The organism is Vibrio penaeicida (assembly GCF_019977755.1).
GTDB lineage: Bacteria > Pseudomonadota > Gammaproteobacteria > Enterobacterales > Vibrionaceae > Vibrio > Vibrio penaeicida.
On the sequence record NZ_AP025144.1, the window covers coordinates 566,114 to 581,464 of the forward strand.

A 15,351-nucleotide genomic window follows, 5' to 3' on the forward strand; every position below is an offset into this window, starting at 1 on the left:
ATTCTCTATTTATATATGCGCAGTTTATCTGATGGATTCGATGGCAGCTTAAAGCCGCGTAGACTGGTTTCTTCTGCGTCTAAAGGATTAGTTCGTCAGTCAGGATTTACATTGACTGAGCTTATCGTTGTTATTGTTATAATTGGCATCATATCTACCTATGCTGCCAGCAAGTATGTAGGCGTATCAGGCTTTTCTTCTTTCGCCGCTCAAGAGCAATCCATTTCTATCATTCGGCAAATTCAGCTTGGTCGAATGCAATCCAATTTACCTTCTCTTGACTACTCTGGCGATCAAAGCCAATACCGATTGGTGGTTTCTGGCAATTGTTTAGGTTCTGGCACTGGGTGCACAGCAGATAATCGAAGCAACTTTGTCTTCATTGAAGATCAAACCTTCTCTTTTACACCAGCAAGTATGATCGTCGAGTTTGATCTTTTAGGTGTTCCAACGTGCATTTCTGGTTGCTCCACACCTGTTGCTGGGGGCAATATTTCTATTGGCATTTCGAACGGTGTAGAGTCTGCTCAAGTTTGCATTAACAGCGAAGGATTTGTCTATGGCTGTTAAGCAACGTGGTTTCACGCTGGTTGAAAGTATTATCGCCATCATTGTTTTAGGCATTTCGATGTCGGTATTGCTTTCTATTCTTTTTCCTCGTGTTCAAAACTCGGCGCATTCACAATATGAAGTTCGAGCGTCTATTTTGGCTCAAAGTATCATGACTGAAATTCTAGCGAGAGGGTTTGACCATGTGAGTGATCCGAATGGCAGTATCATTCGGTGCGATGAAACTGGGGCTCCAACTTGTACGGTAACGTTAGGCCCAGAAACCGGAGAAACAACGGCAACGTTTAATGATGTTGATGATTACATCGGGTGCTGGCATACCAATAACAACGCATCGGATTGTGTACTGAATGCTCGTGGCAGCCTTAATGACATTTTTGGCTCTAACATCGCTAATGACTACCCAAATTTTAGAACTGAAGTTGCCGTCGTATACGTTCCGAGTAGTGACCTTGGTTTTGCTGACTCTCTACATAGATATAAACGAATTACGTTAACGGTCATTGCAGGGCAGTATGGGGAGTTTCGATTCAGTGCTTATAAGGGGAACTACTAATGAAAAAATTAGGGTTCACTTTAATGGAGATGATCGTCACGATACTGATCGTCTCTATCATGTTTTTAGGCATTGCTGGATTCGTTAAGATTGGCGCTCAAGGTTATGCTGACACGACTCGAAGGCAGGCTCTGCACAATCAAGCACGATTTGTGATTGAAAAAATGTCTCGTGAAATAAGGCATGCCGTACCCAATAGTCTGGCGACTTCAAGTGGCGGTTCGTGCGTGTCTTTCTATCCCATTCGATATTCTGGCTTTTACCAGATAATGGATTCGATAAGTGGTGGCAGTGATACGTTGCAATTTATTGTGGGCAATGATGGCTTTACCCAGACGGACATGAATGCTGCAATTAGCGCCGGAGCCCGTTTGGTGATTAATCCAAGTCAAATATCGGATTTGGTCGATCCTTCTTCTGCTTCAGTATTGTTAACTGGGGTCAGTTTAAGCGGTGCAATCTACAGCCTCTCTGCGTCATTTTCGAGTAATTCAATTGCCAACCGACACTATATTTACATACCGTCAGAGCAAGTAGAGTACTGTGTGAATGCTGGAACGGGTTTAATTACTCGAGATGCTGGAACCGTTGTTCAGGTAGGCGAAAATGCAACTAGTGCTGCATTCGCTGTCGATGGAATGTCACTACAGCGTGGTGGCTTAGTCCACATGGATATTCTATTCGAAAGCGATGGTGAGCAAAGTCACTACAATCATGATGTGCAGGTGCTTAATGTCCCATAAAAAGAACCAGACAGGCAGCGTGTTGATTATTGCCATTTTTGTTATTGTTGTGATGGGTATGCTTGCGCTAACTTTAGTTCGCTTAGAGTGGTCAAACCAAGATACTCTGACTCGTGAGGTGCTTGGCACGCAAGCGTGGTTTTTGGCTCACTCTGGTAACGAGTGGGGTTTGACTTACATGTACCCATTAAATGAAAGTGCTGGGACACCTCAGTTAACCTCTCGTTGCACAAATTTAAATACCGCTGCAAATGCAGCTGAAGAGGCGTTGCGTATAAACTCTAACGTTCCGTGTTCTTCGTTAAATATCACTTGCGCACAAAGTGGGTCGGGTGATTTAACATTCTATAGAATCAGTTCCGTTGCGGTATGTGGCGGAAGCAATACCTTTGAAGTTAGCCGAGAACAGGAAGTTTGGGCTAAAGCCATGGAATAGACCTCATGATGTTGAATGCTTTTCGCTTGGTTCAAGCCAAGTGGTCTTTGTTTCTGCTTTTTATCCTATTTCCACTTCATTCGATAGCAGCGACAGAAGTGCTTAATGGAGCGAGTGTCAATGCGAACGATGGGTTTTGCTTTGTTTTTAACATGGACTCAGATGGCAGTAATCGAGCGCGTTTAGAGGGCTCTCGATTTTATCCATTTTGGACGGATGACAATACATACCAACGGTACAGTCCATTTGTCTATGAATCACGGCATGTTACCGATCCTCAAGTACGACAGTATAAAGTTCAGTTTATTCCTGATCAAAACAATCAAAATAATATCAAGGGTACAGTAAAGTACTTTGTTGATGGTTTTAAAGAAAAAGAGCAGGCGAACTTTAACCTGACAACGGCTGTTGGCGTTTCAGCTAGCGACCCATTTTTGAATCTCCGTGTACTGGGAAATCAATTTTCTGCAAATAACTTCCGTATCTCTAAGGGGCGAAATTGCCCTTCAATTCCTCGTGTGAAAATGGGCTATGATGATGCCCAGTATGAATTTGGTCGTTTACAAGGTGCCAATTGTAAAAATGGCTGCAGTATTCGATTTACGAAACAATATCGAACGGAGCCATTGGTATTTTTGATGCCAACCGTTGCTGCAAGTAATGCCGACAACGATAAGCCTGCTACGTTATCTGTAACATCGATTACAAGGCAGTCCGTCAGTTTTATTCAGGATACCGCCCCCACTGATGCAGAATATAATGGCATTGATGAAGTGCTGATGGACTCAATAAGCTATATGGTGATTGAGCCAGGTACAGCGACATTTGTGAGTCGAAGTGACGACGATGATGACGATGACGACGATACCAAAGCGCATAAAGTAGTCGCTGGTTATGTTTACACACAAGCGTACCGCGGTGATCAAACCAGCAGTACCCCCAATAAAGTGAAAGTGAGTTATTCCGCCTTCTCAAACACGACATTTGATGAACCTATTGCGTTAGCGCAAATCAACTCTCCGACCGACCGATGGATGACCGCTGGCATCAAAAACGTTAAAAACGATTCTATCGACTTGTTTTTAGAGCTAACTCGAGTGAATCGAAATACCCCCGTTACGAATACAGAGAAAATCGCTTTCCTGATTAGTGATGAAGGGAAAGGTATAGCCGATGGTGTCCGTTACGAATTTGGAAAAGTCGAGGTGAATGAGCACAGTGGGAATACTCCGATACAAGATGCCTGTAATGAACTAGAAGAACTCGAACATGGCTATAATTCAGAGCCAGGTATCATTGCCAATAAACAAAAACGAAGTGGAAGTCATGGTGGGTGGCTGCGGCGTTGTAAATTGTCCGGTGAAGGTGATTCCAGTGATGATGACGACGATGATGATGGTGATTACGAAGTGAGTTTTGTCATTGATGAAGACCTTTCGGAATCTGGGTCAAAATCTAAGCGTTCACATACTGAGGAAGAGGTCGGATATTTTGCTTTTGGTCAGCAGTATATACCAACTCCAAGATTTAATGTTTGCACACTGTTTCCGTCTGCTGCCCAAGGGTGGAAAGAGGGGCGTAACAGTCAAATTTCCATGTCCAACAATGCTTCTATCTTAAATGCTCGATTGATCAATGGTCAGCGTACTGTCGGTTTCTCATCTGCTAGTTTTAACAACCAGTCAAATTGCGATGGTGGTACTTGCGCCAATGATGCCAACTATCAGGTTTCTATGGATAAACTGCCTGATTTTTCGCTCAAAACATCGATCCCTAACATTTGGGATGAAACGGTCACACTGTCGCCACTGCGTTCAAAAACACTGAATATCGGGCGTTCCAATGTGACTCTTCAGTCGGGTCATTACTATTTTGAAAATCTTGATATCAACAGTGGTTCAACAATTAACATTCAAGGGAAAGTGGTACTGCACGTTCAAAAATTGACACTTTCTAACGACTCCAAATTTAATAATATGGGTAACCCTGATCACTTATTTATCGTGGGGTACAATCCGGAAAAGAGTGGTGGTTCTTGCCCAGCTGGTGGCTGTGTTATTAGTTTGACTAAAAATGACAAGCTTAAAGGGCTTATTTACAGTGAAGCGACGGTTAACTTGTCCAATAGTGTTCACATTTATGGTGCTGTTACCGCATTGAATTTGAACATGTCGAACAGCGCTAAAATCACGGGTGAAAGCCAGTGCTTCTCAGAACCAGAATTAGTGATTACACCCGCTACTGCCACAGGGCTTGCCTGTGATGGGATCCCTGTAACGTTTAAATTGGTGGATAAAGCCACAAAGCAGCTGCTTAATAACTATTCGGGCACACTTAGTGTAGACATTCCTAATAATGCCTCAGGGCAATCTTGTTGGCTTTCCGGTTCTGACCCCGTTCGTTGTTCGACACCTTTCCGTCATGAATTTGTAGCAGGGCAAGATGCGATTGTGACGAAAACATTGTCGAGTACCTCTTTATCTCCTGTCCATATTCAAGGGACGTTACTCCAGAATATCAATGTGTCCGCAGATGCCGGACCATATCAATTTGTTCCGTATGGTTTTAAAGTTACCGATGAAAACCGGGTCGACGGCAATAAAGGGCAAGTCGCAAGTCGTCCCTTTAGTGTTAAAGTGTCAGCGGTCGCATCAAGCGCAGCGAACCCTAGGCAATGTCAAACGATAGAAGACTATACAGGCACTCAATCGCTGAACATGTCCTATGAGCTGATTGCCCCATCACTTATCAATAACAACAATTCTCTTATTGTCCACAATACTGTCATTCCGAAAGGAAGCGATCCCCTTGCTGGAGAAACGATACGCAATATTCAGTTTGATAAGGGTGTTGCAGTCTTAAATAGTGTTTATTCGTCAGCTGGTCAGTTCAAGCTCCATGTGGCAGATGCTAAATGGCAACCATCACAGGTCAGTTTACCTTCGTGGTCAGGTTTAGCAGGAAGTGCCACCATAAGCAGTCGCCCCTTTACACTATCTATTTGTCATGCTCCAAACGGGGGGGCTTATCAGTTGTTTCCTTCTGGTACTGCAAGTGGGGGTGATAAATTTACTGGCTCAGGTAATTTTGTGGATTCGCGATTAAGAGCCTTACGCTGGTATTCCAGCGCTGATACTAATAATGATGGTGTGCCTGATAGCGGTTACATGGATCCGCAATTGTGTTTCGAGGACAGTGTGACCGGCTTTGAAGTCTCTGCTGAAGTGTATTTTGACCTTCATACTCCTTCCTCAGGGCACAAAGGAATACTTGAGATGGCGAATCAGATAAGCAACTCAAGTAACAGTTATTTACCTATATCCGTGAACTTCAATGAATGGGGGCTTTCTGATCAAAGCTTTAGATGGTCTGAAGTAGGAAGTATTCAGATGTGGGTTGAAAAGCACAACTATTTAAACGGCATGTCTGTACCCTTCATTAAGCACTCGATTGGTCGCTTTTACCCATCTCATTTCTCTCTTGAAAAAGCAGAATTTACCTATCCCACAGGGCAGAATAATTTTGTTTACATGAACCAGCCTTTCGAAGAGGTAGGGTTTGAAGTGAAAGCGTTGTCAGCTATGACTGAAGGGAATACACCTCTCTCTACGCTAAATTATGGGGCACATTACAGCCAACAGTTAAAAGCCTCTTTCTCGCTAAAAGGGGATTACGCCGACCGGCTTTCCATTAACGACTCCGACCTTGGAAGTGAGTTGTGGGGCAGCGATGCAGTGTGGCGCTTCAATCCATCGGATGATGTCACTTGGTCACGTTTAATGGTGAGCATTGCTCAAACTTATCCGGATAAGTTATTTAATTATTCTGGAACCCTAACGGAGCTTGATTCAACAACAACAGAAATCGAGTTGGAAATCCGAGGTGTGGATCCTGTGAGTTTCTCCGCTAACTCGGATGAAGAACGTATACGTTTACCTCAACAGCCAGACGTTCGATATGGGCGTATGATTTTGGAAGATCTGGGTACACAATCGAATGGTCGAGTATCAATACCCATGCGTACTGAATTTTGGAGTGGCGAAGAATTTATTGTTAATAATGACGACAGTAAAAGCAGCTTTGTGGGAAATCAATTCTGTCGTCAAACAATATGGAATAGTGTCGGCAGTGAGCTTTCAACAGCAAGTTTCAATGAATCTGGCAGAGTGTCCCATGGTGAGAGTGATGAGCTAATCGCGAAACAAAATGCCACTATAAGAGAACAAGTGCGTTTATGGTTAAGAATTGGTACCGGGCAGGTCGTAAAAGTGAACCCAACAGATAACAACATAGAATGTTGGAGCTCGTCAGGAAATCAAGATTGGTTGAAATACAATTGGAGAGGTGTTGGGGATGAAATACCTTCGGCAGTTATCACTTTTGGAACTTACCGTGGAAATGACCGGATCATTTATCGAGGAGAGCCAAGAATCACTGGTCGATAAAACTGATGTTTTCACCGCTTAACATTAAAAATGAGGGCTTAAGTAAAGAATCTGCAAGAAAAAGCGAGATTCAGCCCATGTTTACATGTCAATGCCTTGCTGATAACGCAAGGCATTGGTACATTTAGTGCAATTTTATGTCTTCTTAATGCTTGCAGGATGAACGAAGAATATGTTTAAAAAACTTCGTGGCATGTTTTCAAACGATCTCTCTATCGATTTAGGTACAGCCAATACTCTTATCTACGTAAAAGGTCAGGGCATTGTCCTTGATGAACCTTCCGTTGTGGCCATTCGACAAGACCGCGCTGGTACCGCAAAAAGTGTCGCAGCTGTAGGGCACGAAGCGAAACAAATGCTGGGTCGTACTCCGGGTAATATTTCAGCAATTCGCCCTATGAAAGATGGTGTTATTGCTGATTTTTACGTGACGGAAAAAATGCTTCAGCACTTCATAAAACAGGTGCATGACAACAGCGTTTTGAAACCAAGCCCTCGCGTTTTGGTTTGTGTTCCGTGTGGCTCTACTCAAGTTGAGCGTCGAGCCATTCGTGAATCTGCTTTGGGAGCGGGCGCACGTGAAGTTTATCTGATTGATGAGCCAATGGCGGCAGCAATTGGTGCTGGCTTACGCGTATCAGAACCAACCGGTTCAATGGTTGTCGATATCGGCGGTGGTACTACAGAGGTTGCTGTTATCTCGCTTAACGGTGTGGTTTATTCCTCTTCTGTACGCATCGGTGGAGACCGATTCGACGAAGCGGTCATCAATTACGTTCGTCGAAACTACGGCAGCTTGATTGGTGAAGCGACAGCTGAAAAAATTAAGCACGAAATCGGTTCCGCTTACCCAGGCGATGAAGTAGAAGAAATCGAAGTGCGTGGTCGCAATTTAGCTGAAGGTGTGCCGCGCAGCTTTACACTGAATTCCAACGAGATCCTTGAAGCACTTCAAGAGCCTCTAACTGGTATTGTTTCTGCTGTCATGGTTGCACTTGAACAGTGTCCGCCGGAATTGGCTTCTGACATTTCTGAAAATGGTATGGTTCTTACTGGTGGTGGTGCACTGCTGAAAGATTTGGACCGTCTTCTGACAGAAGAAACAGGTATTCCTGTTGTTGTAGCAGAAGAACCCCTGACTTGTGTTGCTCGTGGTGGCGGTAAAGCGCTAGAAATGATCGACGTACATGGCGGCGATCTGTTTAGCGAAGAGTAAGCCTTGCTGCTTTTAACTTCGGGTAAACAGCGATGAAACCGATATTTGGCAGGGGACCATCCCTGCAACTGCGTCTGTTTTTTGCGGTCATACTATCAGCCAGCCTTATGCTGGCTGATAGTCGTTTAGACACATTTTCCAGCGTACGTTATTTCTTAAACAGCTCCGTTGCGCCAATCCAATATTTGGCGAATTTACCTCGCACCATGTTTGATGGCATGTACGAGAGAATGAACACGCGCGAAACTCTACTCACGTCCAACCAAGCGTTGAAACGAGAAGTGCTTCGGCTCAAAAGCAATTTGACCCTTCTAGATCAGTACCGTGAAGAAAACCAACGCTTAAGAAAGTTACTAGGCTCCCCTTTTATTCGTGATGAAAGAAAGGTGGTGACGGAAGTAATGGCTGTGGACTCTTCACCTTATCGTCACCAAGTGGTGATCGATAAAGGTCAAATTGATGGGGTATATGTTGGTCAGCCTGTTATCAACGAGAAAGGCATTGTTGGTCAAGTAACCTTTGTTGCCGCTCACAATAGCCGTGTCTTATTGATCACCGATACCAACAGCTCCATTCCCGTACAAGTGGTGAGAAATGATATTCGTGTTATTGCTTCGGGAAACGGGAGTATCAACACCATACAACTTGAACATATTCCAAGTAGTACAGAAATTGAAGAGGGTGACTTACTGGTCACTTCTGGCTTGGGGGATCGTTACCCTGAAGGCTACCCAGTTGGTTACGTCACAACGGTTGAGCGAGACAATCGCCGCCCGTTTGCGTCGATCACAGCAGAACCCGTGGTGGCATTTGACCGATTACGCTATCTACTATTGGTTTGGCCAAGTGAAAATAGACAAGATGCTCAACCTGCAGAAAATGAAAATAGCAGTGAACCTGTCAGTGAGGTGAGTGATGGCGAATAGTGTTCTAAGAGGGCGCATGGTCATTTGGGCGACTTTCCTTATTGCTTTAGTCTTTCAATCCATTCCTTGGCCGGGGATGTTTGAAATATTCCGCCCTGCGTGGTTGTTACTCATCGTGTTTTACTGGGTCTTGGCTTTGCCGCATCGAGTCAACGTGGGTACTGCGTTAGTACTTGGGTTGATTTGGGATTTGCTACTGGGTTCCACTCTAGGTATACGTGGCATGATGATGTCAATCACCGTTTACTTAGTGGCCATGAACTTCCTTGTTTTAAGAAACATGGCACTGTGGCAGCAAGCCATTATTATCGGTGCGTTGACGGCATTGGCTGAATTATTGGAATTCTTTGGTGAATACCTCATTCAGGATGTTACGTTTAACCCACTGTCCCTGTGGGCTGCGGTAGTGAACTGTATTTTGTGGCCATGGATATTCCTTTTGCTGCGTCGAGTGAGACGCCATTGGCATATTCGGTAATTGATAAGGAAAAAGGTATGTCCCAGACAGAGCGCAGGTTAACCTTAGCTTCTAGCTCACCAAGACGAAAAGAATTGCTTGGTAAATTGGGCTACCCGTTTGACACGGTTTCTCCAGATATCTTAGAAGAAAAAAGCGAAAGTGAGTCCGTTTCCCAATATGTGGTACGACTTGCGAAAGAAAAAGCGCAAGCCGGTTTATTGATGACCGATCAAGCAGATATTGTTATTGGCTCTGACACCATTGTCGTCATTGATGGTGAAGCGCTAGAGAAACCAGAGAATTTTGAATGCTCACGAACTATGTTGAGCCGCTTGTCAGGACGCAGTCATCAGGTGCTAACCGCCGTGACTGTATTAGACAAAACTCGCAGCGAGTCTGTACTTGTTGAAACAAACGTATGGTTTAAATCCCTGTCAGAACAAGAAATAACAAGTTACTGGGAAACAGGCGAACCGTGCGATAAAGCTGGCAGTTATGGAATTCAGGGGATTGGTGGGAAGTTTATTTCTCGCATTGAAGGGAGTTACCATGCCGTTATGGGGCTACCATTGATGGAAACTGACCAGCTCTTGCACAAGTTTTTCTAATTTAATTTGAGGCACACGAATGAGTGCAGAGTTGTTGATAAACGTTACTCCGAGCGAAACTCGGGTAGCGATGATTGTAGGTGGAATACTACAAGAAGTTCACATTGAACGAGAGTCGAAAAGAGGCATAGTTGGTAATATTTACAAAGGTCGTGTGAGCCGAGTATTACCGGGAATGCAAGCCGCCTTTGTTGATATTGGTTTGGAAAAAGCCGCTTTCCTCCATGCTTCTGATATCGTCCCGCATACAGAATGTGTTGCTGAAAATGAAAAGCAGCAATTCCAAGTCAGAGACATCTCTGAACTGGTTCGCCAAGGGCAAGACATTGTCGTGCAGGTCGTAAAAGATCCGCTTGGCACAAAAGGTGCTCGCCTTACGACAGACATTACGCTTCCTTCCCGTTATTTAGTCTTTATGCCAGGTGCAAGCCACGTGGGTGTATCTCAACGTATAGAAAGCGAAGATGAACGCGAACGATTGAAAAAAACGGTCTCCAGTTATTGCGATGAGCACGGTGGTTTTATCATTCGCACCGCTGCTGAAGGAGCGGATGAGCAAGAGTTATCTCAAGATGCCGCTTTCCTAAAGCGCTTATGGATGAAAGTCATCGAGCGCCGAAAGAAATACAAAACTCGTTCAACGCTATACGGTGAGCTGGGTTTAGCGCAGCGAATTTTACGGGATTTTGTCGGAACAGAACTCGATAGCATTCAAGTCGATTCAAGGCTGGTGTACGAAAATCTTAGAGAATTCGTATCGGAATTCGTGCCTGAGCTGCATGAAAAACTGAAGCTTTACGAAGGCGATAAGCCTATTTTCGATATGTACGATACCGAGAATGAGATTCAGCGTTCTTTAGACAGAAAAGTTGAGCTTAAGTCGGGTGGTTATCTTATTATCGATCAGACAGAGGCGATGACAACAGTCGATATCAACACCGGTGCTTTTGTTGGTCGTCGAAATTTGGAAGAAACCATATTCAATACGAATGTTGAAGCGACTCAAGCCATTGCCCGTCAGCTTAGGCTGCGCAATCTTGGGGGCATCATTATCATCGACTTCATTGACATGATGTCAGATGAACACCGTAAGCGAGTGATCACTTCGCTGGAATTGGCGCTTGCTCACGACAGAGTTAAAACGAACATCAACGGATTCACACAGTTGGGTTTAGTTGAAATGACACGTAAGCGAACTCGTGAAAGTATTGAACATGTTCTGTGTTCCGAGTGTCCAACCTGTAAAGGTCGTGGTTCAGTGAAAACGGTCGAGTCGGTGTGTTATGAGATCTTGCGCGAAGTGACTCGTGTAAACCGCGCTTACGATGCTGATAAGTTCGTTGTGTATGCGTCTCCTGCGGTTTCAGATACCCTGACCGGCGAAGAGTCACATGCATTGGCAGAGCTTGAAGTCTTTATTGGAAAAGAAGTAAAAATTCAACCTGAACCACTGTATGTCCAGGAACAATTTGATGTCGTTATGATGTAAATGGAGCAACAGTGAAGTTTCTGCCATCTCTACTTTGGCGTACGCTCATTTGGAGTTTAGTAACCGTAATGGTGATCCTAGCGATCACCGTTACTGTTTTGCGTGTCTCTCTTCCTCGCTTAGACAAGTATCAAGCCGATATCGAAACGTGGGTTTCTCAATCCACTGGAATAGAATTTCGAAGTGAAAAGGTCAGTGGGTATTGGAAAAATACTCACCCTTTCATTGCATTAGAAAACCTGCAAGCCATTCTTCCCGACGAAGACAAAACCCAAATTCTCATCCGAGAAGCCGAAATAGAATTGGACGTTTTTGCTTCTCTCCGCAACCTAACACCTGTCGTGTCGACGCTACGTGTTGATGGGCTGAGTCTAGATGTTCAGCACATCAAATGGTTGAAAGAAGGCAATCAAGCCATCGGAAAACCCGAAGCATCTTCCCCGTCATCTGAAAGTGTTTTAAACGATATTGAATACTTGCTTCTGCGCCAATTGAACGATTTTTCGATTGCCAATTCCAACGTAACTTATCAGACGTTTACCGGAGATATAAAAACGTTAGAAATTGAACATTTAAAGTGGCAGAACTTTGGAGATCGGCATCGCGCTGATGGCGTTATTGGTATTGCAGATAACGACATAAACAGCTTAACGGTGAAAGCTGACTTTATCGAGTCGGGAGACTTGTCTCGAATCAGCGGTGATTTCTTTGTTAGCGCGGAAAATCTTCAAGTGACGCCTTGGCTTACGAAATACTTGAAAGATAAAGTGGGCATTGCTCAAGGACACGCGAGCTTTAATTCTTGGATTACGGTGGACAAAGGCCAGCCTAAAAATGCTTACTTAGAAATTCTGCCAAGCGAAATCAGTTGGAATAAAGAAGCGCAGCATAGCTTAATGCTGGAACACGGTATTGTCAGTATGGCGCCGTCAGGTTCAGGTTGGCAAGTGAATGCCCACTCACTAAGACTCCGAACGGATGATACACCCTGGCCTTTGTTGGATGCGGCATTTAAATTTAACAAAGAAAACTGGCAGCTAAATGTATCTGAATTGAATGTCGCAACCCTAACGCCATTTGTTCATTTGATGCCAGAGTCGGATAAGCTTAACCAGTGGCTGGATACCGTTCAACTCGGAGGCAGAGTAGAAGATATTCGTGTTTCCATGGGGGAAGACCTATCAAGCATGCGCTTTTCTGCCAACCTAGAAGATGGAGCCATGCAGCAGTGGGAGCTGCTACCTGAGCTGCATCACCTCAGTGCCCAATTGTCTGGTTCGCTCGATCAGATCAATGCTCGTGTTTCTCTGATTGATGATGAGCTGCCTTATGGTGATGTATTTCAAGCCCCGCTTAAAATTCGCCAAGCGCAGGTGGACATTACATGGAAAGATCAGGGAGATTGGGGGTGGAGCTTATGGGCGGACAAAGTCACGGCAGCCACACCTGACCTTCAAGTGTTAGGCGCCTTTAAATTAGATTTCCCCAAAGGGAAAAGCCCATTCCTTTCTTTTTATGCTGAAGCTGATGCCTTCAACGCAGGTGAAACGTGGCGCTACCTTCCAACTCTGGCGTTAGGTACGGAGTTGACGGATTACCTATCAACGGCGATTCAGGCAGGTAAAGCGAGCACATCTAAGTTGCTTTGGTATGGCAGTTTGGATCGATTCCCATACTCTAATAATGACGGCATGTTCCAAGCATTGGTAAATTTAAAGCAGTCGCAGTTTAGCTTTGACACGGCGTGGCCGCCACTTAAGAGCCTTCAGCTTGATCTGTTGTTCCAAAACGAAGCCATGTTTATGGATTCTCGAAGCGCGACACTCATGGACGTGAAGGCTAGTCGAATTACGGGAAGGATCCCGTCGTTGTCGGAAAATGGTCATATTGAAATTGAAGCCACAGCAAAAGGCAAAGGCGACGCTGTTCGTGATTACATGATGGCCACACCTTTGGTTGATTCTGTTGGTGCCGCTTTAACCGCTGTTCAAGTAAAAGGCTTAGTTGATGCGGATTTTCAGCTAAAGATTCCTTTTGATGGAAGCGATACTCGAGCTTGGGGCTGGGCAAAACTGCCGGACAATCAAGTTAATATAAAAACTCCATCAATGACGTTAAGTAATGCCTCTGGTCTCATTGAATTTGATAATGATGTGGTTCGCTCCTCTGGTCTATCTGCTGAACTCTTGGGGCAGCCCGTTTCTTTAGACTTTTTAGGGCAAACTCAGAGTAAGAACTACAATGTGAACATCGATGTTCTTGGAGATTGGGATGTACAACCATTAGTTCCCTATGTCGGCGAAACGTGGTTGAAGCGTGTTCAGGGTCATGCGCCTTGGAGCATGGACGTCGACCTGCAAATCAACGATGTCGGCTTTACTTATCAAGTTGATGTGAAAGCGGAAACCCAATTTATTGCCAGCCAATATCCAGAGCCTCTCGGTAAAGCGTTGGGTGAGAAAGGCAGTGCTAGGTTACAAGCCTCTGGCAACCAAGAAACCATTTCTGCACGCCTACAGCTTCCTGAATTTAAATATCAGGCTGAAATTGATATTCGCAATGAAAGACCCGAGTTCGGAGCCTCTCACCTAGTGGTTGGACGTGGCGCATTCCGAGTCAGCCCTATTGTTGGTCACAGTGCTGTTGTACGCCGCGACAACTTCGATCTCGACCAATGGTTGGAACTCTTTTTGGGACCCGTCACCGGACCCCAACCTTTGGTCAGCGAGCTTGATGTGCCTAAAATCCCAATCCCAGAAAGCGTTAAGGTGGAAAGCAAAGCGCTGACGTTAGCTGGGGTGGAATGGCATGATCTAGATTTCAGTGCTCGTAAGAAGAGCCTTGGTTGGAAAATGGAAGTAGAGGGGGCTGAGATATCAGGTCACGCAAGCTATCTTGAACCGTATGATTTAACGGTTTCACTGGATAGGCTACAACTTTATATTCCAGGTTTAGATACATCAACGGATCCTGAGCCGCTCGCTTTGGATGATGAAAAGCCCCAACCTTTGATTAGACCTTTTGACCGAGTTTTTCATGATGCGGTACCTAACCTAACGCTGGCAATAAACGACTTTTGGTTACAAGGCTACAAGATCGGAAAGGTCAATGTGGATTTCTTAAGGCAAGGCGATCGTCTTGAATGGAAGAATATTTCTTTCTCAAGTGGCGACAATAAGTTTAAGGCTTCGGGTTGGTGGATGCTCAAAGAGAATCAAAGTCGTTCTAAATTTAAAATGTCGATGTCTGGTAAAAACAATACGGAAGTGATGGAACGTTTTGGTATTACGTCAGGCATTCAAAAAGCCCCATTTGATGTGGAAACAGATCTAGAATGGAATGGAGCACCTTGGTTGCCTCAAATGACCTCTATGAATGGAACCATCTCCTCAAAGCTCGGGAAAGGTGTCATTTCCGATGTGAGCGGTGCGGCGCGTCTTCTTGGGTTATTCAGCTTAGACTCCATTATCCGTAAAATGCAGCTCGATTTCAGTGATGTGTTTGATAAGGGCATGGCGTTCAATAGCATTACAGGTTCTGGTGAAGTGAAGAACGGTATTTTCGTCACCAATGACATTAAAATGGATGCTGTAGCAGGACGTATGTCGATTAAAGGTTTAGCAAACCTAGAAACACAAATAGTGGATGCTGAAGTAGAGTTTGTGCCCGATCTAACATCCGGTATTCCCGTCATTACCGCGTTTGCCGTGGCACCACAAACGGCAATTGTCGTTTTTGCAATTACTACGGCGTTGTCCCCAGTCGTTGAAGTAATTACCAAGGTAAACTATGCCGTGAAAGGGGCGCTGGATAATCCCAGTGTAACGGAGATTTCAAGAAGCAAGGGTGAATATACAGTGCCCAAAAACGCCACTCAAGACTGAGTGGGTGGTTTGAGATCT

The 15,351-nt window shown here is 44.7% G+C and carries 11 protein-coding genes; all 11 read left to right on the plus strand.

Annotated elements, in window-relative coordinates; all coding sequences use genetic code 11:
- Positions 1-15: 15 nt before the first annotated feature.
- The 11 genes from LDO37_RS02855 (at position 16) to LDO37_RS02905 (ending at position 15,333) form a co-directional block, all read left to right on the plus strand.
- Positions 16-570: a prepilin-type N-terminal cleavage/methylation domain-containing protein gene (locus tag LDO37_RS02855; RefSeq protein WP_126608008.1), complete on the plus strand. Its 555-nt coding sequence runs from the start codon at positions 16-18 to the stop codon at positions 568-570.
- On the plus strand, positions 560-1,126 hold the full coding sequence (locus LDO37_RS02860) for a prepilin-type N-terminal cleavage/methylation domain-containing protein (protein ID WP_126607994.1): 567 nt from the start codon (positions 560-562) through the stop codon (positions 1,124-1,126). The genes LDO37_RS02855 and LDO37_RS02860 overlap by 11 nt, the downstream gene beginning before the upstream one ends.
- On the plus strand, positions 1,126-1,869 hold the full coding sequence (locus LDO37_RS02865) for a PulJ/GspJ family protein (RefSeq protein WP_126607993.1): 744 nt from the start codon (positions 1,126-1,128) through the stop codon (positions 1,867-1,869). Before LDO37_RS02860 ends, LDO37_RS02865 begins: the two co-directional genes overlap by 1 nt.
- Positions 1,859-2,305 carry a hypothetical protein gene (locus LDO37_RS02870; RefSeq protein ID WP_101113398.1) on the plus strand — a complete coding sequence of 149 codons (447 nt, stop codon included), beginning with the start codon at positions 1,859-1,861 and terminating at the stop codon, positions 2,303-2,305. Before LDO37_RS02865 ends, LDO37_RS02870 begins: the two co-directional genes overlap by 11 nt.
- A 5-nt stretch (positions 2,306-2,310) precedes the next feature.
- The gene (locus LDO37_RS02875; RefSeq protein ID WP_126607992.1) at positions 2,311-6,750 is read left to right on the plus strand and encodes a DUF6701 domain-containing protein; all 4,440 of its coding nucleotides are present in this window, start codon (positions 2,311-2,313) and stop codon (positions 6,748-6,750) included.
- 172 nt (positions 6,751-6,922) lie between these two features.
- The gene (locus LDO37_RS02880) at positions 6,923-7,966 is read left to right on the plus strand and encodes a rod shape-determining protein (RefSeq protein ID WP_101113396.1); all 1,044 of its coding nucleotides are present in this window, start codon (positions 6,923-6,925) and stop codon (positions 7,964-7,966) included.
- Positions 7,967-7,998: 32 nt separating this feature from the next.
- Complete coding sequence (gene mreC / locus LDO37_RS02885; RefSeq protein ID WP_126607991.1) at positions 7,999-8,892, plus strand: rod shape-determining protein MreC; 894 nt, start codon at positions 7,999-8,001, stop codon at positions 8,890-8,892.
- On the plus strand, positions 8,882-9,370 hold the full coding sequence (gene mreD / locus LDO37_RS02890; RefSeq protein ID WP_101113394.1) for a rod shape-determining protein MreD: 489 nt from the start codon (positions 8,882-8,884) through the stop codon (positions 9,368-9,370). The genes mreC and mreD overlap by 11 nt, the downstream gene beginning before the upstream one ends.
- Before the next feature lie 17 nt (positions 9,371-9,387).
- Complete coding sequence (locus tag LDO37_RS02895; protein WP_126607990.1) at positions 9,388-9,960, plus strand: Maf family protein; 573 nt, start codon at positions 9,388-9,390, stop codon at positions 9,958-9,960.
- Positions 9,961-9,979: 19 nt separating this feature from the next.
- A complete protein-coding gene (rng, locus tag LDO37_RS02900) occupies positions 9,980-11,449 on the plus strand; it encodes a ribonuclease G (protein ID WP_101113392.1) in 1,470 nt (489 codons plus the stop codon).
- A gap of 11 nt (positions 11,450-11,460) precedes the next feature.
- On the plus strand, positions 11,461-15,333 hold the full coding sequence (locus tag LDO37_RS02905; RefSeq protein WP_224055320.1) for a YhdP family protein: 3,873 nt from the start codon (positions 11,461-11,463) through the stop codon (positions 15,331-15,333).
- Positions 15,334-15,351 lie beyond the last annotated feature (18 nt).

Coding starts and splice junctions, on each gene's coding strand:
- LDO37_RS02855 (WP_126608008.1), top strand. CDS start 16: ATGCGCAGTTTATCTGATGGATTCGATGGCAGCTTAAAGCCGCGTAGA.
- LDO37_RS02860 (WP_126607994.1), top strand. CDS start 560: ATGGCTGTTAAGCAACGTGGTTTCACGCTGGTTGAAAGTATTATCGCC.
- LDO37_RS02865 (WP_126607993.1), top strand. CDS start 1,126: ATGAAAAAATTAGGGTTCACTTTAATGGAGATGATCGTCACGATACTG.
- LDO37_RS02870 (WP_101113398.1), top strand. CDS start 1,859: ATGTCCCATAAAAAGAACCAGACAGGCAGCGTGTTGATTATTGCCATT.
- LDO37_RS02875 (WP_126607992.1), top strand. CDS start 2,311: ATGATGTTGAATGCTTTTCGCTTGGTTCAAGCCAAGTGGTCTTTGTTT.
- LDO37_RS02880 (WP_101113396.1), top strand. CDS start 6,923: ATGTTTAAAAAACTTCGTGGCATGTTTTCAAACGATCTCTCTATCGAT.
- mreC (WP_126607991.1), top strand. CDS start 7,999: ATGAAACCGATATTTGGCAGGGGACCATCCCTGCAACTGCGTCTGTTT.
- mreD (WP_101113394.1), top strand. CDS start 8,882: ATGGCGAATAGTGTTCTAAGAGGGCGCATGGTCATTTGGGCGACTTTC.
- LDO37_RS02895 (WP_126607990.1), top strand. CDS start 9,388: ATGTCCCAGACAGAGCGCAGGTTAACCTTAGCTTCTAGCTCACCAAGA.
- rng (WP_101113392.1), top strand. CDS start 9,980: ATGAGTGCAGAGTTGTTGATAAACGTTACTCCGAGCGAAACTCGGGTA.